Annotated in this window: 24 protein-coding genes; 14 read left to right on the top strand and 10 right to left on the bottom strand. The window is 75.7% G+C overall.

Annotated features, from left to right (window positions below; translation table 11 throughout):
* Positions 1–118: 118 nt before the first annotated feature.
* The 5 genes from sp36 to OO48_RS25100 all read left to right on the top strand — a co-directional run bounded on the left by sp36 (position 119) and on the right by OO48_RS25100 (position 2,861).
* On the top strand, positions 119–274 hold the full coding sequence (gene sp36, locus OO48_RS39025) for a Sp36 family protein (protein ID WP_014136749.1): 156 nt from the start codon (positions 119–121) through the stop codon (positions 272–274).
* 3 nt (positions 275–277) lie between these two features.
* Complete coding sequence (locus tag OO48_RS25085; protein WP_033220145.1) at positions 278–742, top strand: RidA family protein; 465 nt, start codon at positions 278–280, stop codon at positions 740–742.
* 100 nt (positions 743–842) lie between these two features.
* Positions 843–1,685, top strand: coding sequence for an NUDIX hydrolase (locus tag OO48_RS25090; RefSeq protein WP_033220146.1), 843 nt, complete (start codon positions 843–845; stop codon positions 1,683–1,685).
* A gap of 122 nt (positions 1,686–1,807) precedes the next feature.
* Positions 1,808–1,999, top strand: coding sequence for a hypothetical protein (locus OO48_RS25095; RefSeq protein ID WP_033220147.1), 192 nt, complete (start codon positions 1,808–1,810; stop codon positions 1,997–1,999).
* Between the two features lie 40 nt (positions 2,000–2,039).
* Entirely contained in the window at positions 2,040–2,861 is an 822-nt protein-coding gene (locus OO48_RS25100) for an MBL fold metallo-hydrolase (protein ID WP_033220148.1), read from the top strand.
* Positions 2,862–3,036: 175 nt separating this feature from the next.
* On the opposite strand, the gene OO48_RS25105 is transcribed toward OO48_RS25100, so the two are convergent.
* On the bottom strand, positions 3,037–3,711 hold the full coding sequence (locus tag OO48_RS25105; RefSeq protein ID WP_033220149.1) for a Crp/Fnr family transcriptional regulator: 675 nt from the start codon (positions 3,709–3,711) through the stop codon (positions 3,037–3,039).
* Between the two features lie 147 nt (positions 3,712–3,858).
* Complete coding sequence (locus tag OO48_RS25110) at positions 3,859–4,515, bottom strand: GntR family transcriptional regulator (protein ID WP_033220152.1); 657 nt, start codon at positions 4,513–4,515, stop codon at positions 3,859–3,861.
* Between the two features lie 103 nt (positions 4,516–4,618).
* On the opposite strand from OO48_RS25110, the gene OO48_RS25115 reads away from it, so the two are divergent.
* A complete protein-coding gene (locus OO48_RS25115; RefSeq protein ID WP_245194792.1) occupies positions 4,619–5,881 on the top strand; it encodes an amidohydrolase in 1,263 nt (420 codons plus the stop codon).
* Between the two features lie 53 nt (positions 5,882–5,934).
* Positions 5,935–7,416, top strand: a complete 1,482-nt coding sequence (locus OO48_RS25120; protein WP_033220156.1) for an APC family permease — start codon at positions 5,935–5,937, stop codon at positions 7,414–7,416.
* A gap of 63 nt (positions 7,417–7,479) precedes the next feature.
* On the opposite strand, the gene OO48_RS25125 is transcribed toward OO48_RS25120, so the two are convergent.
* Complete coding sequence (locus OO48_RS25125; protein WP_051732725.1) at positions 7,480–8,724, bottom strand: amidohydrolase; 1,245 nt, start codon at positions 8,722–8,724, stop codon at positions 7,480–7,482.
* A 300-nt stretch (positions 8,725–9,024) separates the two neighbouring features.
* Here OO48_RS25125 and OO48_RS25130 point away from each other — a divergent pair, with 300 nt between their 5' ends.
* Entirely contained in the window at positions 9,025–9,867 is an 843-nt protein-coding gene (locus OO48_RS25130) for an NAD-dependent protein deacetylase (protein WP_033220160.1), read from the top strand.
* A 38-nt stretch (positions 9,868–9,905) separates the two neighbouring features.
* On the opposite strand, the gene OO48_RS25135 is transcribed toward OO48_RS25130, so the two are convergent.
* Together OO48_RS25135 and OO48_RS25140 are read right to left on the bottom strand one after the other, a co-directional pair.
* The gene (locus OO48_RS25135; protein ID WP_051732732.1) at positions 9,906–10,484 is read right to left on the bottom strand and encodes a phosphatase PAP2 family protein; all 579 of its coding nucleotides are present in this window, start codon (positions 10,482–10,484) and stop codon (positions 9,906–9,908) included.
* Positions 10,481–11,821, bottom strand: coding sequence for a diacylglycerol/lipid kinase family protein (locus OO48_RS25140; protein WP_051732727.1), 1,341 nt, complete (start codon positions 11,819–11,821; stop codon positions 10,481–10,483). The genes OO48_RS25135 and OO48_RS25140 overlap by 4 nt, the downstream gene beginning before the upstream one ends.
* Positions 11,822–11,900: 79 nt before the next feature.
* Here OO48_RS25140 and OO48_RS25145 point away from each other — a divergent pair, with 79 nt between their 5' ends.
* Positions 11,901–12,557, top strand: a complete 657-nt coding sequence (locus OO48_RS25145) for a response regulator (protein ID WP_033220164.1) — start codon at positions 11,901–11,903, stop codon at positions 12,555–12,557.
* The gene (locus OO48_RS25150; protein WP_051732729.1) at positions 12,554–13,645 is read left to right on the top strand and encodes a sensor histidine kinase; all 1,092 of its coding nucleotides are present in this window, start codon (positions 12,554–12,556) and stop codon (positions 13,643–13,645) included. Before OO48_RS25145 ends, OO48_RS25150 begins: the two co-directional genes overlap by 4 nt.
* Before the next feature lie 151 nt (positions 13,646–13,796).
* Here OO48_RS25150 and serS read toward each other — a convergent pair whose 3' ends face one another.
* Positions 13,797–15,092 (bottom strand): serine--tRNA ligase, encoded by a 1,296-nt coding sequence (serS, locus tag OO48_RS25155; protein WP_033220171.1) that lies wholly within the window; start codon positions 15,090–15,092, stop codon positions 13,797–13,799.
* Between the two features lie 211 nt (positions 15,093–15,303).
* Between serS and OO48_RS25160 the strand changes: the two genes are divergently transcribed.
* Both OO48_RS25160 and OO48_RS25165 read left to right on the top strand, forming a co-directional pair.
* Positions 15,304–15,744, top strand: a complete 441-nt coding sequence (locus tag OO48_RS25160; protein WP_033220173.1) for an SRPBCC family protein — start codon at positions 15,304–15,306, stop codon at positions 15,742–15,744.
* 70 nt (positions 15,745–15,814) lie between these two features.
* On the top strand, positions 15,815–16,270 hold the full coding sequence (locus OO48_RS25165; protein ID WP_033220175.1) for a MarR family winged helix-turn-helix transcriptional regulator: 456 nt from the start codon (positions 15,815–15,817) through the stop codon (positions 16,268–16,270).
* Positions 16,271–16,387: 117 nt separating this feature from the next.
* Here the strand turns inward: OO48_RS25165 and OO48_RS25170 are convergent, their stop codons facing one another.
* Together OO48_RS25170 and OO48_RS25175 are read right to left on the bottom strand one after the other, a co-directional pair.
* Positions 16,388–17,209 carry an alpha/beta fold hydrolase gene (locus OO48_RS25170; protein ID WP_033220177.1) on the bottom strand — a complete coding sequence of 274 codons (822 nt, stop codon included), beginning with the start codon at positions 17,207–17,209 and terminating at the stop codon, positions 16,388–16,390.
* A 26-nt stretch (positions 17,210–17,235) separates the two neighbouring features.
* A complete protein-coding gene (locus OO48_RS25175) occupies positions 17,236–17,454 on the bottom strand; it encodes a DUF4287 domain-containing protein (protein WP_033220179.1) in 219 nt (72 codons plus the stop codon).
* Between the two features lie 127 nt (positions 17,455–17,581).
* Between OO48_RS25175 and OO48_RS25180 the strand changes: the two genes are divergently transcribed.
* On the top strand, positions 17,582–18,490 hold the full coding sequence (locus OO48_RS25180) for a hypothetical protein (protein WP_033220181.1): 909 nt from the start codon (positions 17,582–17,584) through the stop codon (positions 18,488–18,490).
* Positions 18,491–18,492: 2 nt separating this feature from the next.
* Here OO48_RS25180 and OO48_RS25185 read toward each other — a convergent pair whose 3' ends face one another.
* A complete protein-coding gene (locus OO48_RS25185; protein WP_033220183.1) occupies positions 18,493–19,524 on the bottom strand; it encodes an ArsR/SmtB family transcription factor in 1,032 nt (343 codons plus the stop codon).
* A gap of 121 nt (positions 19,525–19,645) precedes the next feature.
* Here OO48_RS25185 and OO48_RS25190 point away from each other — a divergent pair, with 121 nt between their 5' ends.
* The gene (locus OO48_RS25190; RefSeq protein WP_033220184.1) at positions 19,646–20,497 is read left to right on the top strand and encodes an isocitrate lyase/PEP mutase family protein; all 852 of its coding nucleotides are present in this window, start codon (positions 19,646–19,648) and stop codon (positions 20,495–20,497) included.
* 22 nt (positions 20,498–20,519) lie between these two features.
* Here OO48_RS25190 and OO48_RS25195 read toward each other — a convergent pair whose 3' ends face one another.
* Positions 20,520–20,963, bottom strand: a complete 444-nt coding sequence (locus OO48_RS25195) for an iron chaperone (RefSeq protein ID WP_033220186.1) — start codon at positions 20,961–20,963, stop codon at positions 20,520–20,522.
* Positions 20,964–21,237: the final 274 nt, after the last annotated feature.

A 21,237-nucleotide genomic window follows, 5' to 3' on the forward strand; every position in this document is an offset into this window, starting at 1 on the left:
CCCACCGCGAGCGTAACCAGCCGGTGGTCCGGATGCCGGGAGCACCCCGGCGGCCCCGGCGAATCATGCCCGCTTTGTGTCCCACCTCACACCGGCCCGGGCGGCTAGAGTCACCCCCATGACCAAGTGGGAATACGTCACCGTGCCGCTGCTCGTGCACGCCACCAAGCAGATCCTCGACACCTGGGGCCAGGACGGCTGGGAGCTCGTCCAGGTCGTCCCCGGGCCGAACCCGGAGCAGCTGGTCGCGTACCTCAAGCGCGAGAAGGAGTAGGGCATGGGCCAGGTCGAGCAGAGGCTCGCCGAGCTGGGGCTGACGCTGCCCGAGGTCGCCGCCCCGGTCGCCGCGTACGTCCCGGCGGTGCGCGACGGCGCGCACGTGCTGACCTCGGGCCAGCTGCCGTTCGTCGGCGGGAAGCTCCCGCTGAGCGGCAAGGTCGGCGCCGAGGTCACCGCCGAGGACGCCAAGGAGCTGGCGCAGGTCTGCGCGCTGAACGCGCTGGCCGCGGTCAAGTCGGTGATCGGCGACCTGGACCGGGTCGAGCAGGTCGTGAAGGTGGTCGGCTTCGTCGCCTCCGCCCCCGACTTCACCGGCCAGCCCGGGGTGGTCAACGGCACCAGCGAACTGCTGGGCAAGGTGTTCGGCGACAAGGGCGTGCACGCCCGCAGCGCCGTCGGCGTGGCGGTGCTGCCGCTGGACGCGCCGGTCGAGGTCGAGCTGATGGTGCGGGTCCGGGACTGACCCGGATCCGATGTCGTGGGGCCCGTCGCCGTTCGCGGTGGCGGGCCCGCCGCGTTCCCGGGCGGGGAGCGCCGGGGCGGTGCGGTTAACATCCGTGAACATGCTGGAGATGCCGCCGTCCTGGCCCGCCCGAATCCGCGCCCTGGCCGCGGGGGAGCTCGTCCCCGTGCCGCCGAAGCCCTCCGCCACCGTGGTGCTGCTGCGCGAGGGCGCGGCCGGCCCCGAGGCGTACCTGCTGCGGCGGCGCGCCACGATGGCCTTCGCCGGGGGCATGTACGCCTACCCGGGCGGCGGGGTGGACCCGCGCGACCGGGAGGTGCGCCCGCCGTGGGCCGGACCGTCGCCCGCCGAGTGGGCCGGGCGGCTGGGGGTGGACGAGCCGACCGCGTGCGCGGTGCTGTGCGCGGCCGTCCGGGAGACCTTCGAGGAGGCCGGGGTGCTGCTGGCCGGGCCGGACGCGCGGACGCTGGTCGAGCCCCGGGACTGGGCCGCCGAGCGGGGCGCGCTGGAGCGGCACGAGGTGTCGCTGGCCGAGTTCCTGCTGGAGCACCGGCTGGTGCTGCGCAGCGACCTGCTGGCGGCCTGGGCGCGCTGGGTGACGCCCGAGTTCGAGGAGCGGCGCTTCGACACCTGGTTCTTCGCCGCCGCGCTGCCGGCCGGGCAGGCCGCCGCGGACACCGTCGGGGAGGCCGACCGGGTCGCCTGGCTCACCCCCGCCGAGGCGGTGGCCGGGTTCGAGGCGGGCGAGTTCGGGATGCTGCCGCCGACCGTCACGGTGCTGCGCGAGCTGCTGCCGCTGCGGGCCGCGGCCGAGCTGCCCGGGGCGGCGGAGGGCCGGAAGGTGGTGCCGGTGCTGGGGCGCGCGGAGGTCGCCGGGGACCGCATGACGGTGCGCTGGGACGGGTATGACGAGCTGACTATCGACGGAGAGTTCCCGGCGTGAGAACCTTCCCCCGGAACGATCACCGGCCCCGCCGGGCGACCCGTTCCGGGGCGGGCCCCGTGCCGGCCCCTACCGTTGACCTGCAACCGCACCGACCGTCTTGACCTCGGAAGGAGACTCCGATGGCCCACAACGACGTGGCTCGCCGGACCTCGGCCCTGCCCGCCCGCCCCGTCATCCCCCGCGCCGCCGCCCGCGACGGGAGCGCGCCCCGGGAGACCGTCCGCCCGCTGACCCGCGACCTGCCCGGCCGCGCCCTGCTCCGCCCGCTTCCCGCGCGCCGGCTCAGCCGCGACGAACGGGACGCCGCGTGAGCGCAGCGCACCGGATGGGCACGGACTCCGAGGACGCCGCGTGAGCGGCCGGCTCCCCGGCGACCCCGCCGACGCCGTCGGCGGGGTCGCCACCCCGCGCGCCCAGTGCGTGCTCGCCCCCAACCCGTCCCCGATGACGCTGGACGGCACCAACACCTGGCTGCTCTCCGAACCCGGCTCCGACCTCGCCGCCGTCGTCGACCCCGGCCCGCTCGACGAGGCCCACCTGCGCCGGATCGTCGACACCGCCGAACGGCAGGGCAAGCGGATCGCGCTCACCCTGCTCACCCACGGCCACGCCGACCACGCCGAGGGCGCCGCCCGGTTCGCCGAACTCACCGGCAGCCCCGTCCGCGCCCTCGACCCGGCGCTGCGGCTCGGCGAGGAGGGCCTGCGCGGCGGGCAGCGCCTCGACGTCGGCGGCCTCGACCTGCGGGTCGTCGGCACCCCCGGGCACACCGCCGACTCGCTGACCTTCCACCTGCCCGCGGACGGCGCGATCCTCACCGGCGACACCGTCCTGGGCCGCGGCACCACGATGGTCGCCCACCCCGACGGCCGCCTGGGCGACTACCTCGACTCGCTGCGCCGCCTGCACGCGATGGCCGCCGAGCACGGCGTGCGCACCGTCCTGCCCGGCCACGGCCCCGTCCTGGCGGACGCGCTCGGCGCCGTCGACTACTACCTGGCCCACCGCGCGGCCAGGCTCGCCCAGGTCGAGACGGCGGTCGAGGCCGGGTGCCGCACCGCCGCCGAGGTGGTCGCCCGGGTGTACGCGGACGTCGACCCGGTGCTGTGGCCCGCGGCGGAGCTCTCGGTGCGGGCCCAGCTCACGTACCTGGAGGACCGGGGCCTCATCTGAGGCGAACGGTGGGGCGGGAACAGGGGCGCGGGGAACCGCGCGGAGGGGCACCTCCCGGCCCCCTGCAGGGCCGGGGGCGGAAAGCGAACGCCGACGAGGTCGCGACGGGGGCGATGACCTGCCGTCCGTCGCGACCTCGCAGCGCGTTCGCGGTGGGGTCCGGGCGCGCTCCGCGCTAGCGGGACCTGCGCGAGAGGCGTTCCACGTCGAGGAGGACCACCGCGCGGGCCTCCAGCTTGAGCCAGCCGCGGCCGGCGAAGTCGGCGAGCGCCTTGTTGACCGTCTCGCGGGAGGCGCCGACCAGCTGGGCCAGCTCCTCCTGGGTGAGGTCGTGGGCGACGTGGATGCCCTCGTCGGAGGGGACGCCGAAGCGGCGGGAGAGGTCGAGCAGGGCCTTGGCGACGCGGCCGGGCACGTCGGAGAAGACCAGGTCGGACATCACGTCGTTGGTGCGGCGCAGGCGGCGGGCGATGGCCCGCAGCAGGGCGATGGAGACCTCGGGGCGGGCGTGCAGCAGCGGGAGCAGGTCGCCGTGGCCGAGGCCGAGGAGCTTGACCTCGGTGAGGGCGGTGGCGGTGGCGGTGCGCGGGCCCGGGTCGAAGAGCGAGAGCTCGCCGATCATCTCGGACGGGCCGAGCACGGCGAGCATGTTCTCGCGGCCGTCGGGCGAGGCCCGGTGCAGCTTGACCTTGCCCTCGACCACGACGTACAGCCGGTCGCCCGGGTCGCCCTCGTGGAACAGCGACTCACCGCGGGCGAGCGTCACCTCGGTCATGGAAGCGCGGAGCTCGGCAGCCTGGTCGTCGTCGAGTGCCGCGAACAGCGCGGCGCGCCGCAGAACGTCGTCCACGAGCTTCCTCCTGCTGGTGTCTGGGCAGTGCTACTCACCACCAAGGATGACGCATGTCGCTCCGATCATATGAGGAGGGGGTGTGCCGGGGTGGGGGCCACGCGGCCATTCGCGCAGTTCGGGTAGGTGTTTTCGGCCCCCGGGGAGCTATCCGCCGAGGGCCTGCCGGGCGAAGGCGCGGGTGCCGGCGACGTGGTGGCGGGCGAGGGCGGCGGCGGTCTCCGGGTCGCGGGCCTTGATGGCGTCGAGCAACTGCTGGTGCTCGGTGCACATCGGGAGGCTGGTGTCGACGTCGGAGGTGAGCCGGAACAGGCGGCGCAGGCGGCCGTCGAGCGGGGCCATCATGTCGCGCAGCAGCGGGTTGCCGGAGAGTTCGACGATCTCGCGGTGGAAGTCGGCGTTCAGGCTGACGGTCTCGCGCAGCCGGCCGGCCTCGGCGGCCTTGCGGGTGCGGGCCAGGAGGCGTTCGAGGCCGCGGACGCCGGCGGGGGTGGCGTGCCGGGCGGCGAGGCTGGCGGCGAGCGCCTCCAGGGACTCGCGGACGGCGAAGAAGTGCTCGGCCTCCTCGGGGCCGAAGTCGGCGACGACGGCGCCGCGGCGGGCCTGGACGGCGAGGAAGCCCTCGCGTTCGAGGCGCTGCATGGCCTCGCGGACCGGGATCCGGGAGACGCCCATGCTGTCGGCGAGTTCGCGCTCGACCAGGCGCTGCCCGGCGGAGTACTCGCCCTCGATGATCCGTTCGCGCAACTGGACGTAGACGAGGTCCGCCAGCGACTGGTGGGCGTCGCCGAGGGTGTCGGTCATCGGGGGCTCCAGGCGGAAGCGGGCGGACGGAGCGGGCAGTAGATCAGATCATTCCAGATCGGTGCGGACACCCTCTTGTCTGGTATTCGGTATACCAGATACCTTGGCCGCTCACCGCCCCGACGAGCACCGGAGCCCGCCCGTGACCGCCCTCCCGCCACCAGGCCCGCACCTGCTGCTGGACGCCACTCTCCCCGACGGCACCCGCGCCGACCTGCGGATCGCCGACGGCCGGATCGCGGCGATCACCCCCGTCCCGGCCGGGCGCGAGCGCGTCGCGCCCGGCGCGGGCGAGGCCGCGCTGGACGGGGCGCTGCTGCTGCCCGCGCTGGTCGACGGGCACGCGCACCTGGACAAGACCTTCCTCGGCGCGCCCTGGCAGCCGCACCGCGCGACGGCGGACCTGCGCGGGCAGATCGCCTCGGAGCGGCGGCTGCGCCGCGAGGTGGCCGCGCAGACGCCGGTGGCGGACCGGGCGGAGGCGCTGGCCCGCCGGATGGCGGCGCTGGGCACCGGCTTCGTCCGCTCGCACGTGGACGTCGACCCGGACACCGGGCTGGACCACCTGTACGCGGTGCTGGAGGCGCGCGAGCGGGTGCGGGAGCTGCTGGACGTCCAGCTGGTGGCGTTCCCGCAGAGCGGCGTGGTGGCCGAGCCGGGGGTGGCCGACCTGCTGGACGCGGCGCTGCGCGAGGGCGCCGAACTGATCGGCGGGCTCGACCCGTTCGGCTTCGACAACGACGTGGACGGCCAGCTGGACGTGGTGTTCGGCCTGGCCGAGCGGCACGGCGCGGGCGTCGACATCCACCTGCACGACGGCGGCGGGGCCGGCGCGGCGCAGCTGCGGGCGATCGCCGGGCGGACGGCCGCGCTGGGCCTGGGCGGGAAGGTCGCGGTCAGCCACGCGTACTGCCTGGGCCAGTTGGCCGAGCCCGAACTCACCCGTACCGCCTCGGCGTTGGCGGCGGCCGGAGTGGCCGTGATGACCAATGGCCCGGCCCGGACGATGCCGCCGGTGAAGCTGCTGCACGAGCTGGGCGTGCTGGTGTTCGCCGGCTCCGACAACATCCGCGACGCGTGGTGGCCGTACGGCACCGGCGACATGCTGGAGCGGGCCACCGTCATCGGGCTGCAGGGCGAGCTGATGACAGATCAGGAACTCGTGCTGGCAGCCGAGTTGGCGACCGGGCAGGCCGCCCGGGCGCTCGGGGTCGAGGAGTACGGGATCGCCGTCGGGCGGCCCGCGAACCTGGTGGCCGTCGCCGCGTACTCGGTGCCCGAGGCCGTCGCCGCGCACCCCGGGCGGCTGCTGGTGCTGCACCGCGGCCGCACCGTCCTGGACCGGCTCGACGACCTTCCGCAGTAACGCAGTTCCCCACCCCCACGCACCTCCGCAGCACCCCGGAAGGAACCCCCACCATGACCCTCGACCCCTCCGTGGACCGGGCGTCCGCCCCGGCCGAACCGCCCGACCCGGCCCCGGGCCGACTGGGCAAGGGCCTGATCGGCACCACCGACCTGGTGTTCTTCGTGGTCGCCGCGGCCGCGCCGCTGACCGTGCTGGCCGGGATCGCCCCGTTCGCGATCGGGGTGGGCGGGGCGTCCGCGCCGGCCGCGTACCTGATCTCGGGCGCGCTGCTGGTGCTGTTCGCCGCCGGGTTCACCGCGATGAGCCGGTACGTGCGCAACGCGGGCGCGTTCTACGCGTACGTGGCGCGCGGGCTCGGCCGCACCCTCGGCGTGGTCACCGCCTACGTGGCGGTGGTCAGCTACAACCTGATCACCCCGGGCGTGGCGGCCGCGTTCGGCTACTTCGCGGCCGGGCACATCGAGCAGCGCACCGGCGCGCACGTGCCCTGGTGGCTGCTGTCCGGGGCGTGCGTGGCCGTGGTCGGCGTGCTCGGCTGGCTGAAGGTCACGCTGTCGGCGAAGGTGCTGGGCGTGGCGCTGGTGCTGGAGGTGCTGTCGCTGCTGCTGATGGAGGGCGGGGTGCTGGCCGACCGGGGGACGGCCGCGCTCGACCCGGTCTCCTTCGACCCCTCGCTGCTCACCCAGGCCGGCGTGGCGGGCATGTTCGTGCTGGTCATCGGCGCCTTCACCGGCTTCGAGGCGACCGCGATCTACGCCGAGGAGGCCCGCGACCCGGCCCGCACCGTGCCGAGGGCGACCTTCATCGCGATCGGCTTCCTGGCGGTGTTCTACGCCCTGGGCACCTGGATCGTGATGGGCGCGTACGGCACCGACGAGGCGGTCGCGCAGGCCCGTGCCGACGGCGGCCCCGACCTGACCTTCCGGGCCGCCGAGCGGTTCGTCGGCCTGTGGCTGTCGGACACCATGCACGTGCTGATCATCGTGTCGGCGTTCGCGTCCGCGCTGGCCTTCCACAACGCCGCCGCCCGCTACCTGTACGCGCTGGGCCGCGAGGGCCTGCTGCCGCGCCGCCTGGGCCGGGTCTCGCCGCGGACGGGGTCGCCCGGGCAGGCGGTGCTGGTGCAGTCGGTGTTCAACGCGCTGGTGATCGGGCTGGGCGCGGTGCTCGCGGTCGACCCGTACCTGGTGGTGCTGCTCTGGTCGAACAGCGTGGGCGTGCTCGGCGTCATGGTGATGCAGGCGCTGGCGGCGGTCGCGGTGTTCGCGTTCTTCCGCACCGACCGGCGCGGGATGTCGGCGTTCCGGGTGGTCTGGGCGCCGCTGCTGGCGGCGGCCGGGCTGGGCGTGCTGGCGGTGCTCGCCCTGTTCAACTTCGACCTGCTGACCGGGCGTTCGGGCCTGGTGAACTGGCTGCTGCTGGTACCGATGCCGGTGGTCGCGGCGGCCGGCTGGCTGGTCGCCCGGCGGATCCGGCGCACCGACCCGGAGCGGTTCGCCCGGCTGACCGAGGTCGACGTCGAACGCGACTGAGCGGGCGCGCGGACGGCGGCGGCCGCCCTGTCGAAGGGGCGGGCGCCGCCGTCGCGGCGTGCCTCAGCCGACCAGCCTCCCGTGCTCGGCGACCACCCGGCCGGCCTTCACCACCAGCTCGCGCGGCGGCAGGTCGACCACCACCTGCGGGACGCACTCGCCGTCCACCAGCAGGAAGTCGGCGGGCGAGCCGGGCGCCAGGTCGGCCCTCGGCAGGCCGAGCAGCTCGGCGCCGCCGTGCGCGGCCAGCTCCAGGCAGTCGGTCAGCTCCGCGTCGGTGCGGGCGTCGGTGGTCCAGCCCAGCAGGTGCGCCCGGTGCAGCATGTCGGCGTTGCCGTACGGGCTCCAGGAGTCCCGGACGCCGTCCGAGCCGAGGCCGACCCGCAGGCCGCGGGCCCGCAGCTCGCGGAACGGCAGCACCTGGTGCGCGGACGGGGCGACGGTGGTCAGCGCGATCCCGGCCGCCGCCAACAGGTCGGCCACCGCGTCGAGTTCGGCGGGCGGCAGCCCGGGCAGGCAGAACACGTGGCTGGCCGTCACCCGGCCCTGCAGCCCGGCCGCGACCGTCCGCTCGGCCAGCGCGCGCAGCGGGCCCAGGCCGGCCGCGCCGCGGTCGTGCAGGTGCACGTCGAGCAGCACGCCGTACCGCTCGGCGAGGCCGAACAGCAGGTCGAGCTGCTCGTGGCCGTCCGGGGCGCCGCCGTCGAACCCGGCCGGGTCGATGCCGCCGACCGCGTCCACCAGGTGCTCGCGGGCCGCCTCGGTCAGCAGCTCGGCCGCGCCCGGGGTGCGCACCACGCCGTGCTGCGGGAACGCCACCGACTGCACGTCCAGCTTCCCGGCCAGCCGCTCGGCGGCCTCGCGCAGGCCGGTGACGCCGGCCAGGCCGTACGCGGGGGCGACGTCCACGTGCGCGCGCACCGCCCGGGTGCCCCGGGTCACGGCGTGCGCGAGCAGCCGGTGGGCGCGCACGCCGACCGGGGCGCGCTGGTGCTCGTACAGCTCGACGTCGGCGGCCACGTACTCCGGGAGGCTGTGCGCCGGACGGCGGCTGTACCAGGGCTCGCCCCAGCCGGTCTTGTCCGGGTGGACGTGCGCGTCCACCAGCGTCGGCAGCGCGATCCGGCCGCCGCCCTCCACCACGGACGGGCGCGCGCCCGGCGGGGGTCCGGCCGCCAGGACGCCGTCCACGGCGACCAGGTCGGTGACCGGGCCGCCGAACGGGCGGACCCGGCGGAACAGCGTGACGTGCATGGTGTCGCTCCCGGGGCGGTGCTGAAGGCTCGGTCTGACAGGTTCCGGAACCATTCGAACCGCTTCCGTGTTTCCAGTCAACTTGCTTGTATGACAAGCGAGTTGACATTTCGACCTGCCCGCGCGGGGCGGTTTCCGGCGCGGTGGCCGACCGGCGCGCGGTGGCCGCGTGGAAGCGCTCCCAAGAAAGGTCCGTACGCGCCTTCTGCCCAGGTGGTGAATGGAAGTACAAAGGAGGCAGCGGAAGTTCGGGCTGTGGGGGCCGGAACGGCCGCACCCGGGGCGGCCCGGGCGGTGCGTGGGGGTACTGCCTGGGCCGCCGGGTTCCTCCGCTCCCGAGCCGGACGTTCCACAATGGACGGCATGAGCGTGCACGAGGACGGACTCCCCGAGGTGGCCCGACTGCTGGAGGGCGGCGGGGTGGTGGTGCTGAGCGGGGCCGGGCTGTCCACCGAGTCCGGCATCCCGGACTACCGCGGACCGGACGGCGTGCGCCGCAACCGCCCCCCGATGACGTACCAGGAGTTCGTCGCGGGGGAGGACGCCCGCCGCCGCTACTGGGCGCGCAGCCACGCCGGCCGCTCGGTGATCGCCCGGGCCCGCCCGAACGCCGGCCACCTCGCGGTGGCCCGGCTGCGCGAGGCCGGCCGGATCGCCGCCGTGATCACCCAGAACGTGGACGGCCTGCACCGCGCCGCCGGCACCGCCGACGCCGTCGAACTGCACGGCGGCCTCGACCGGGTGGTCTGCCTCGACTGCCGCGCCGTCACCCCCCGCGCCGCCCTCGACGAACGCCTCGCCGCCCTCAACCCGGCCTTCCGGGACGCCGGTTCGCGGATCAACCCGGACGGGGACGTCGAACTCCCCGACCACCTGGTCGCCTCGTTCGCCGTCGCCCCCTGCGCCTCCTGCGGCGGCGTGCTCAAACCGGACGTGGTGTTCTTCGGCGAGAGCGTCCCCAAGGACCGCGTCGAGCACTGCTACCGCCTGGTGGACGACGGCCGCGCCCTGCTCGTCCTCGGCTCCTCGCTGGCCGTGATGTCGGGCCTGCGCTTCGTCCGCCACGCCGCGAAGACCGGCAAACCCGTCGCCATCGTCACCCGGGGCACCACCCGCGGCGACGACCTGGCCGCCGTCCGCCTCGACCGCCCGCTCGGCGAGACCCTGACCGCCCTGGCCGCCTCCTTCGCGGCGTAGCAGCCGGTCGGAGGCCCGGAACGCGCGCCTCCCGCCGCTCAGCGCTGCGGCCACCACTCGTCGATGCCCGCCACCACGCTCCCCGCGAACGTTCCCAGCAGCGCGCCGGCGACCACGTCGCCCGGGTAGTGCACGCCGGTGTGGACGCGGGAGTAGCCGACCGAGGCGGCCAGCAGGCCCAGGGGGGCCGCCGCCCAGGGCAGGTGGGAGGCGACCCCGGTGGCGAAGGCGAAGGCGGACGCGGTGTGCCCGGAGGGGAAGGACGCCGACTCCGGCATCGGCACGAACCGGGCCTCCGGCACCTTGCCCGCCACCCGGTCCGGCCGCTTGCGCCGGGCCAGCGACTTGCCCAGCAGGTTCGCCGCCGCCGAGGCCGTCGCCACCGACGCCAGCCCCACCACCGCCGCCCGCCGGGACCGTCCCGGCACCAGGGCCAGTCCGCAGGCCACCGCGATCGAGATCTTCGAGTGGTTGGCCGCCGTGGACAGCTGCCGCAGCCGCAGGTCCAGGGTCGGCGTCGGGGTCGCGGCCACCGCGACGTACACCGCCTGGTCGACCGCCGACAGGTCCGCGACCACTCGCTGCCCGGCCAGCACCCACTGCGTCAACGCCTTCACCACACACCGCCGTTCGTGTTCGTTCGGCCCGACGCGAGGTGCGCCAGGCGGCTCCATTTCAAGGCCGGAGCCGGGGCCACCGTGCCCGGCCGGTCACGCGGGACGCGCACCCGCAGCGCACCGGGGTGGATGACGCAGCGCACCGGGACGTCCAGTTCCAGGGCCTCGCCGTCCACCGCGACCGGGATGCTCGGCACGTCCGCCGTGACCAGCACCTCGCGGCCGGCCAGCACCGACACCGCCTCGGCACTCGTACCACGCAGCGCCAGGTCCGCGACCTGCGCCGCGCCGTCCACCCGCACGCCCAGCACGCCCAGCCGTCCGCGGTCCATCCGCGAGCGCCGCCCCGGATCGAGCAGGTCGCCCGCGTCGTACGGGTTGTTGCTGACCAGGACGGCCTGCGGGTGCTCCAGCAGCTCCCCGCCGACCTCGGCGGTGAGCTTCGCGCCCGCGTAGCCGACCAGCAGGTCGGGCAGCATCGCCAGGACGGTGGAGGTCTTCGCGTCCCGGTACTCGGGGTTCTGGACGATCTCCGCGTAGGTGCCGAAGGAGACGTTGTTGACGAAGGCCCGGCCCGCGACCTCGCCCAGGTCGACCCGCAGTTCCACGCCGTCGGTCAGCGCGTCCAGGCAGCGCGCCGGGTCGTCGCGGTCCAGGCCGAGGTCGAGCGCGAAGTGGTTGCGGGTGCCCGCCGAGACCACCAGGAACGGCAGCCCGTGCCGCGCCGCGACCTGGGCGACCAGCGCCTGGGTGCCGTCGCCGCCCGCCACGCCCAGCAGGTCCGCGCCGTCCGCGACGGCCCGCTCGGCCAGCTCCACGACGTCCTGGTGGGCGTCCGGGTCCAGCAGGACGACCTCCGCGCCCGACCGGCGGGCCCGCTCCGCCAGCCGGAACTTCTCCACCTTCCCGCCGCCGGACTTCGGGTTCATGATCAGGACGGGCCTGCGCGGCGCGTCCACCTCCCGCTCCGGCATCTCCTTCGCGCCCCGGGCCGAACGCAGCGCCACCCGGGCCAGCCACAGGCCGACCGCCCACAGCGCCACCGCGCCCAGCACCCACGGCCACGTCCCGCCGCCGACGTACAGCACCACCGCCCCCGCCGGGGCCGCCGCCGCCAGCAGCACCCCCAGCCAGCGCAGCGGCCCGCGCCGCGACAGCGCCCACCACACGCCGATCGCCATCAGCGCCAGCGCGGCCACCCCGACCGCGACCACCAGCGCCCCGCGCAACCCGGCTCCGGCGGCCAGCACCAGTACCGCCAGCAGCCCGCAGCCGATCGCCGCCCGGGCCAGCCACACCGCCCTCGTCGGCTGCTCCACCATCGCCGCCTCTCCCATCCATCGACGGTAACGTCCTGTCAGCTACCCCGCCCGGCGCCCCGCATCCCCACGGGTGCCCCTGTGGCAGAATCCGCGGGTGACCATCCGGGTGCTGATCGCCGACGACCAGGAGATGGTGCGGCGAGGGCTGCGGCGGATCCTGGGGACCCAGCCCGACCTGGAGGTGGTCGGCGAGGCGGGCGACGGCGTCGCCACCGTCGAGGCCGCCCGGGCGCTGCGCCCCGACGTCGCCCTGGTCGACGTCCGGATGCCCCGGATGGACGGCCTGGAGGTGGTCCGGCGGCTGTGCGGGCCGGGCGCCGACCCGCAGGTCAAGGTGGTCGTGGTGACCACCTTCGACCTGGACGAGTACGTGTACCCGGCGCTGCGCGGCGGCGCGTCCGGCTTCCTGCTCAAGCGCTCGGGGCCGGCGCTGCTGATCGAGGCGGTGCGCGCCGCCGTGGCGGGGGACAGCCTGATCAGCCCGTCCGTGACCGTCCGGCTGCTGCGCCACGTCACCGGCCGCCGCCCGGACGCCGAACCGCTGCCGGAGCCGCTCACCCCGCGCGAGATCGAGATCGTCCGGGAGGTCGCCGAGGGCCGCACCAACGCCGACATCGCGGCCGCGCTGTTCATCTCGCCGGGCACCGTCAAGACGCACGTCGCGCACGTGCAGCGCAAGTTGGGCGTCCGCAACCGGGTGGGCGTGGCGATGCGGGCGTTCGAGCTGGGTTACCTGGCGGACCTGCCGTGACCGCCCGCCGGGTGCTGACCGCCGCGGCCGCGCCGCTGCTGCTGGCACCCGCTCCGTTCGGCCCGTGGCAGTCCTGGATCCCGGCGCTGACGGCCGTCGTGGTGCTCGCGCTCACCGTCCTGGGCGGGCCGTCGGCGGTGTTCGGGGCGGCCGGGCTGTCGCTCGCCGTCGACCTCGGCTACGTCGGCTACGTCGGCGAGAACGGGCTGACACTGCTCTGGATGCCGGTCGAGTACGCGGCGCTGCTGGTGCTGACGGTGCGCGCGGTCCGCGTCCTGCCGGGGCGCCGGGTCTGGTGGGGCGGCGGGCTGGGGGCGTTCGCGGCGCCGGCGCTGCCGCTGCGGTTCACGCTCCGGCAGCCGGCGCCGCTGGACGCCTCGGTCGCCGGGCTGTTCCTCGCCGCCTTCCCGGTCGCCGCCGCCGTCGGCACCGGCCTGTACCTGCGCCGGCAGGACGAGCGCCGGGCCCGCGCGGTCGACGACGCCCGCCGCGAACAGCGCCTGGCCGTCGCCCGGGACCTGCACGACTACGTCGCCCACGAGCTGACCGGCATCCTGCTGGAGGTGCAGGCCGCACGGTTCGCCGGCGGCCGCGACGAGGCGGAGGACGACCGGCTGCTGGCCCGGCTGGAGGCCGCCGGGCAGCGCGCCCTCGCCTCCATGGACCACACCCTGGACGCCCTGCGGGATCCCGGAGGCGCTACGCCCCGCCGCCACGCACTGGCCGAACTCCCGGAACTGCTCGGCGACTCCGCGACCCCGCCGGAGCTGCACGGCCTGGCCGGACTGCCCGCGCTGCCGGACGCCGTCGAGGACGCCGCCTACCGGGTCGTGCTGGAGGCGCTCACCAACGTCCGCCGGCACGCCCCCGCCGCGCGGCACGTCACCGTCGTACTCGCCCACGCCCCCGGCACCGGCCTCACCGCCACCGTCACCGACGACGGCCCCGCCCACCCCCGCCCGCACCCGGGCGGCGGCACCGGCCTCGCCGTGCTGCGCGAGCGGATCGCCGCGCTCGGCGGCGAGTTGGCGGCCGGTCCGGAGGGGCCGGGCTGGCGGGTCGTCGCTCGGGTTCCCACCGGTGCGTGAACGCCGGTGCGTGAGCGTCGACGCTCGCGTACCGGTGACGCGGTACCGGTGACGCGGTACCGGTGACGCGGTACCGGTGACTGAACGCCGAGCCCGAGCGCGCCGGTGGCGCGCGGCCGACCGCCGCGCGCCACCGGCCGCTCCGGCAGCCTTACTCCGCGACGGGCGTGCCGTCGGCGGCGATCCGGGCGAAGCCCAGGTACGGGTGCAGCGCCTTGGGCAGCAGCACCGAGCCGTCGGCCTGCTGGTGCTGTTCCAGCACTGCCGCGATGGTGCGGCCCAGCGGCAGGCCGGAGCCGTTGACGGTGGCGGCCGGGGTCGGCTTGCCCTTCTCGTCCCGGGTGCGGATGCCGGCCCGGCGGCCCTGGAAGGTGCCGAAGTCCGACACCGAGGAGATCTCCCGGTAGGTGTCCTGGCTGGGGAGCCACACCTCCAGGTCGTACGTCAGCCGAGCGGAGAAGCCGGTGTCGCCGGCGGCCAGCGCCACGACGCGGTAGGCGAGTTCGAGTTCCTGGAGGCAGGTTTCGGCGTGCGAGACCATCAGCTGCATCTGCTCCCGGGACTGCTCGGCCGCGCAGATCCGCACCATCTCGACCTTCGAGAACTGGTGCAGCCGGATCAGGCCGCGGGTGTCGCGCCCGTAGGAGCCGGCCTCCGAGCGGAAGCACGGGGTGTGCGCGGTGAGTGCCAGCGGCAGGTCGGCCGGCGGGACGATCTCGTCCGCGTACAGGTTGGTCAGCGGGACCTCGGCGGTCGGGATCAGGAAGAGGTCCCGGTCGGCGACGCCGGTCTTGAACAGGTCCTCCTCGAACTTCGGCAGCTGCCCGGTGCCGGTCATGGTGCGCCGGTTCACCAGGTACGGCACCGAGTGCTCGACGTACCCGTGGCGGCGGGTGTGCACGTCCAGCAGCAGGGCGACGATGGCCCGTTCCAGGGCGGCGCCGGCGCCGCGCAGCACGCTGAAGCGCGAGCCTGACAACTTGGTGGCCCGGCCGAAGTCCATGATGCCCATGGTCTCGCCGAGGTCGACGTGGTCCTTGGGGGCGAAGCCGAAGCGCTGCGGCTCGCCGACCCGGCGCAGCTCGCGGGCGTCCTCGTCGGAGAAGCCGTCGGGGGCCTCGTCGGCCGGCAGGTTGGGGATGGTCAGCAGCAGGTCGGTCAGCTCCTGCTGGACCTGCTCCAACTCCGCCTCGTTCTGCTGAACCTGCTCCTTCAGCGCCCGGGCGGTCTCCTTCAGCTCGGTGACGTCCCCGCCCTGCTTCGCGGTGCGCTGCACCTCCTGGGCGACCTGCTTCGAGCGGGCCCGCAGTTCGTCGCCGGCCTGGATGCCGCTGTTGCGGCGGGACTGCAGTGCCTCCAGCGCGGACAGGTCGAGCCGGTAGCCACGACGCGCCAGCAGTCGGACGGCTTCGTCCCCCAGGTCGATCAGGACGCGGGCATCATGCATCGGAGTCGGTTCTCCTCGGGTCGCAACGGTTTCGGCGGGGTGGATTCGTCCCGACCGTAGCAGGGCCGGGGAAGCCGGTGCAGTGCCTTTCCGCCCCGTCGCACGCGGTGCGCGCCCCTGCCTTGCGGCGATGATCCCTGCGGAGATAATCTCTGCGTAGATGAAGTCGGGCGGAGTCGGCCGCCCGGCCGCCGAACCAGGGGGAACCGCCATGTGGCAGCACGAGTACACCGCCGAGACCGCCGCCGCGCCGCACGCCGTCTGGGCCGTGCTCAGCGACCTGGACAACTGGACGGACTGGGACACCTCGATGGAGGCGGTCGCCCTGGACGGCCCGTTCGAGGTCGGCGGCAAGGTCACGATGACGCCCGCCGGGCAGCAGCCGATCGTCTCCGTCATCACCCGGATCGAGCCGGAGCGCGCCTACGCCGACCGGACCGAGTTCGGCGGCGCGGTGCTGGACTTCTCGCACACCCTCACCGCCCTCCCCGGCGGCGGCACCCGGGTGGTCCACCGCCTGGAGATCACCGGCCCGGACGCCGCCCTGCTCGGCCCCGAACTCGGCCCGATGATCACCGAGGACTTCCCGGAGGCGATGGCGGCCCTGCTCGCCCGCGCCGAGCGGCCCGAGCGGCCCGGACGGACCGTCTGACCGCCGGGCCGTGCTTGACTGTCCGGCCGGAGCGGCCGGAGCGACTGGAACGCGCGGAGGAGAGAGCGGCATGGACGGACTGGTCGAGGGCCCGGCGAACAGCCCCGGGTTCTGGCTGTGGCACACCACCCTGCGCTGGCAGCGTGAGGTCGCCGCCGCCCTCGCCCCGCACGACCTGACGCACCCGCAGTTCGTGCTGCTCTCCTGCGCCTGGTGGCTCAACGAACGGGGCGAGACCCCCAACCAGCAGGAGCTCTCCGCGCAGGCCGGGACCGATGTCCGCACCACCTCCCAGGTGGTGCGGAAGCTGGAGGCCAAGGGCCTGCTCGACCGCACCACCGACCCGGACGACACCCGGGCCCGCCGCCTGCGCATCACCCCGCGCGGCGTCGCCCTCGCCCGCGCCGCGATCCCGGCCGTCGAGGCCGTCGACCGCGCCTTCTTCGCCCCCGCCGCCCACGGCTCACCGGCCCTCGACGGGGACGGGCTCAGCCGACTGCTGCGCCGCCTGGTCGACGCGCCCTGACGGCCCGGGCCCGCCCCAGCCCTGTCCCAGCCCTGTCCCAGCCCTGTCCCAGCCCGGTCCTGCCCCAGCCCGGTCCGGCCCTGTCCTGTCCCAGCCCCGGCCCGGTTCGGCCCGGGCTCAGCCCTGGGCGCCCCGGGCGATGAACTCGGCCACCACCGGCGCCAGTACCTCCGGCGCGACCTCGTGGGTCTGCCCCTCCAGGGTGCGGTACTCGGCACCCCCGGCGGAGGCGTTCGCGGCGGCGGCCGTCGCGGCGGCCGCGTCCCGCAGCAGGGCCGGGCTCAGCCCGCCGTCGGCCACCAGCACCGGCACCGGCAGCCCGGCCAGCAGCCCGGCGGGCACCGGCGCGCCCTCCGCACCGTCCAGCACCTCGGCGTCGTTCACCAGCGTCGGCCCCACCGCCAGGAAGGCCGGCCACGCCGGCGACTCGCGCAGCTGCGCGACCATCGGTCCGGGGGTGCCGACGAAGGCCATGAACCGGGCCACCGCCTCGCCCGGCTCGCCCGCCAGCACGTCCTGTTCGACGCCCGCGCGGTACTCCTTGAACCGGGCCCGCTGCTCCTCGGAGGTGCTGAACGGCGGCTCGTACGCCACCACCCGCTCCACCCCGACGCCCGCCCCGGCGGCCCGCAGCGCCAGGGCCGCGCCGGAGGACAGGCCCAGCAGCGTCGCCCGGCCGCCCGCCGCCGCGACGAGCGCCGCCAGGTCCTCCACCTCCCGCCGCACGGCGTACGGCCCGCCGGCGCCGCTCTCGCCGCGGCCGCGCCGGTCGTAGCTGAACACCCGGTGCGCGTCGGCGAGTTCGGCGGCCAGCCCGCCCGAGGGCCCGAACGCGCGGTGGCACATCGCGCCGTCCACGATCACCACGGCCGGGCCGGCGTCCCCGGCCACCTGGTAGGCGATGCGGGTGCCGTCGGCGGAGGTCGTGTACTCGGTCATTCCAACTCCCCTGTGAACGTCGGTGGTTACTTGCCCGCGGTGGCGAGGGTGTGCGCGACCAGCGCGTTGGCGTGGCCGTGGCCGAGCCCGTACTCGGACTTGAGCCAGCCGACCAGTTCCATGTGCTTGGTCAGCGGCGAGTCGATGATCAACTGCTGCCATTCGGCGATCGGACGCCCGTACTTCTGCTCGATCGAGGGGAAGTAGCTCGCCGGTCCCTTGACGCCCGTCCTCTGCTCGCCCATCCTGCCGCTCCGTCCGTTCCGCGCGCTGCTCGCCGCGCTGCCTGTTGCTGTCACAGGGATGGACGAGGCGCACCGGCGGAACTCATCGGTCCGTGCGGAAATCCCCTCCGGCCCGTACGGTCGGGCCGTGACACGCATCGACGACAGCACGATCGGGCGGGCAGCCGACTACCTGTGGACGGCGGGCCGGGTCCTCGAACAGCGGCGCTTCGCGCACCTCTTCGGCCCCGCCCCCGACCCGGCCGGCGTCCTCGCCGCCCTGGACGCCTACCGGGCCCCGGACGGCGGCTGGGCGTACGGCCTGGAACCGGACGTCCGGGGCCCCGCCGCCCAACCGCTCGCGGCCGGCGCGGCCGCCCGGATCCTCGCCGAGGCCGGCGCCCTGGACGGCCCGCGCGGTGCCGAACTCTGCGACTGGGCGGCCACGTCGACCACCCCGGACGGCGGCGTCCCGGCCGTCCTGCCCAGCCTGCGCCGCTACCCGCACCCGCCCTTCCTGCCGATCGCCGACGACCCTCCCGCCGAACTGCTCTCCACCGGCCAGATCGCCGCCCCGCTGCTCCGGGCCGGCCTGCGCCACCCCTGGCTGACCGGCGCGGAGGCCTTCTGCCGCCGGGCGATCGAGGCGATCGGCACCACCCACCCGTACGAGGTGATCACCGCCGTCGGCTTCCTGGACGCCGCGCCGGACCGGGCCTGGGCCGCCGAACAGGCCGCCCGGCTGGGCGAGTCGGTGCGCGAGCAGCGGTTGGTGCTGCTCGACCCGGCCCGCCCCGAGCAGGCCCGGCTCGCCCCCGGCTACGCGCCCGGCGAGTTCCACTTCCCGCACGACTACGCGTCCCGCCCGGACAGCCTGGCCCGCGCCTGGTTCACCGACGCCGAACTCGAACGCGGCCTCGACCACCTCGCCGCCGCCCAACTCCCGGACGGCGGCTGGCCGGTCAACTGGGCCCGCTGGTCCGCCGCCACCGAGAACGAGGCCCGCCCGGGCGTCACCCTGGCCGCCCTGCTCACCCTCCGCGCGTACGGGGGGTGAGATCAGGGCAGGACGTCCAACCAGGCGTCCGCGACACCGGTCCGGGCGTACAGCACGCAGCGCCCGGCCCGGTGCGAGGAGACCAGCCCGGCGGCGCGCAGCGCGGTGAGGTGCTGGGACACCGCCGGGGCGGAGAGCCCGCAGCGGGCGGCGAGTTCGGTGGTGGAGGCGGGCGCGTCGAGCTCGGCCAGCAGCAGGGTGCGGGTGCGGCCGAGCACCGGTGCGAGCGCTTCGGCGCGCGGGCCCGGGCGGTGCTCCCAGACGGTCGCGGCGGCCAGCGCGGGGTAGCACAGCTGCGGGGGGTCGGGGGCGACGGTGCGGGTCAGCAGCCGGGGCCAGGCGAACACCGAGGGCACCAGCAGCAGCCCGGCGCCGGTCGCGATCCGGGTGACGGCGCAGTGCCGCTCCGACAGGTGCAGGGTGCCGTCCGCCCAGCGCGCCGTGCCGTGCAGTTCGCCGAGCATCGCCGCGCTGCCCCGCTCGGCGGCCTGCCGGGCCCGCCGCAGGACGTCCGCCTCCAGCACCGCGCGGATCCGCGACCAGTACGGGGCCAGGGCGAGCTGCCAGAACGCCTCGATCTCGACGGTGATCCGGCGCAGCGCCTGCTCGGGTTCGCGCTCCAGCACGCGCAGCCGCCCGCCGGCCCGGACGCCCCGCCCGCCGGCCCGGACGCCCCGCCCGCCGCCCCGGGCGCCCAGGTCGGTGCGCAGGCAGTCCAGGTCGTGCCGGAGCAGTTCGGGCCCGGTGGCCCGGATCGCCGCCAGTTCGGCCGCCAGCTCGGCGACCGGCACGCCGGGGACGGGGTTGAGGAAGTCCGGCAGGTGCCCGTGCGGCGGGATCAGCTCGGCCAGCCAGCCCCGGTCCAGCCCGGCGGCGGCCAGCCGCGGCCGGACCTGCGCGGCCCAGCGGCGGTGCGGCGCGGGCACCGGGTCGGCGGCCAGCGCACGGAAGGCGGCGACCACCTCCCACATCGGTGAGACCGCGAACCTGGTCAGCGCCAGGTCGCCCACCGACAGCGGCAGCCCCGTCCGCACCCCGCCACCTCCGCCGTACGCCACCGCCGATTCGGCCCCAGCTTAATCAGTCGGCCCCGCCCGGTCGGCTCCGCCAGGATGGTCGCGTCACCCCGAGCACCGCACCGGAAGCGAGCCCCCCATGCCGAACCACACCCTCCCCGCCCGTTCCGCCGAGCACGCCGCCGCCCTGCGCGCGCTGGCCGCCGCCGACGCGCCGCTGCTGCTGCCCAACGCCTGGGACGCGGGCAGCGCGGCGGTGATCGCCTCGGCCGGGGCGTCCGCGATCGCCACCACCAGCGGCGGCGTCTCCTGGTCGGCGGGGCGCGGCGACGGGCAGGGCCTGGACCGGGCGGCGATGGCCGAGATGGTGCGCCGGATCGCCGCCGCCGTGGACGTCCCGGTGACCGCCGACGTCGAGGGCGGCTACGGGCCGGCCCCCGAGGACGTGGCGGAGACCGTCCGCGCGGTGGTCGCGGCGGGCGCGGTCGGCGTCAACCTGGAGGACTCGACGGCCCCCGGCGGCCCGCTGTTCACCGTCGACGAGCAGTCCGCCCGGCTGCGCGCCGCCCGGACGGCCGCCACCGAGGCCGGACTGCCGGGGCTGCTGGTCAACGCCCGCACCGACGTCCACCTGTTCGGCATCGGCGCCGAGCGGGACCGCCCGGCGGAGGTGCTGCGCCGGGCCGGGGCGTACGCGGCGGCCGGGGCCGACTCGCTGTTCGTCCCCGGCCTGCTCGACCTCGCCGCGCTGAAGGAGCTGACCGCCGCGTCCCCGCTGCCGGTCAACGCGATGGCCGTCCCGGGCGGCCCGACCGTCGCGGAGCTCGCCGCCGCCGGGGTCCGCCGGATCAGCCTGGGCACCGCGCTCGCCCAGGCCGCGTACACCGCCGCCCACCGGGCCGCCGCCGAACTGCTCGGCCCCGGCACGTACGGGACGCTGGACGGCGCGCTCGACTACGGCACCCTCAACGGCCTGTTCGCCGGACGCTGACGCCGGACCGGCTGACGGCGGCTCAGGACGCCGCGCGCTCGACCAGCTCGGCGACCCGGGCCGCCTCCGCCTCGCCCAGCTCGGCGATCGCGAAGTAGGTGGGCCACATCGCGCCGTCGTCCAGCTTGGCGTTGTCGCTGAAACCGATCATCGCGTAGCGGGACTTGAACTTGGCGGCGCTCTGGAAGAAGCACACCGGCTTGCCGTCCGCGTTGTTGTAGGCCGGCATGCCGTACCAGGTCTTCGGGGCCAGCTGCGGCGCGACCTCGGTGACGATCTCGTGGAAGCGCCGGGCCAGCACCCGGTCCTCCTCCGGCATCTCGTCGATCTTCTCCAGCAGGTCCTTCTCCGCCTCGGCGGCCTTCGCCGCCGCCGACGCCCGCTTGGACTCCGCCTTCAGCTCCCTGGCGCGCTCCTTCATCGCCGCGCGCTCGTCCGCCGTGAAACCCTCGTGCTTCTCCGCCATGACCGGTCCTCCCGTTCCCGTTCCCTGCTGACGTCCCCAATCCTAGGAACGGGCCGGGGCCGGGGGCTTCTCGGAAACTGACCGGTCCGGCCCGAGGAGGGGGCTCCCGGGCCGGACCGATCGGTGCTCGGACGGTTCAGCGGGCCTTGAAGGTCCGCAGGCGCAGGCTGTTGCCGACCACGAAGACCGAGGAGAAGGCCATGGCGGCGCCGGCGATCATGGGGTTGAGGAGTCCGGTGGCGGCCAGGGGCAGGGCGGCGGTGTTGTAGGCGAA

It is taken from the genome of Kitasatospora phosalacinea, from assembly GCF_000716545.1.
In the GTDB taxonomy this organism is placed as follows: domain Bacteria; phylum Actinomycetota; class Actinomycetes; order Streptomycetales; family Streptomycetaceae; genus Kitasatospora; species Kitasatospora phosalacinea.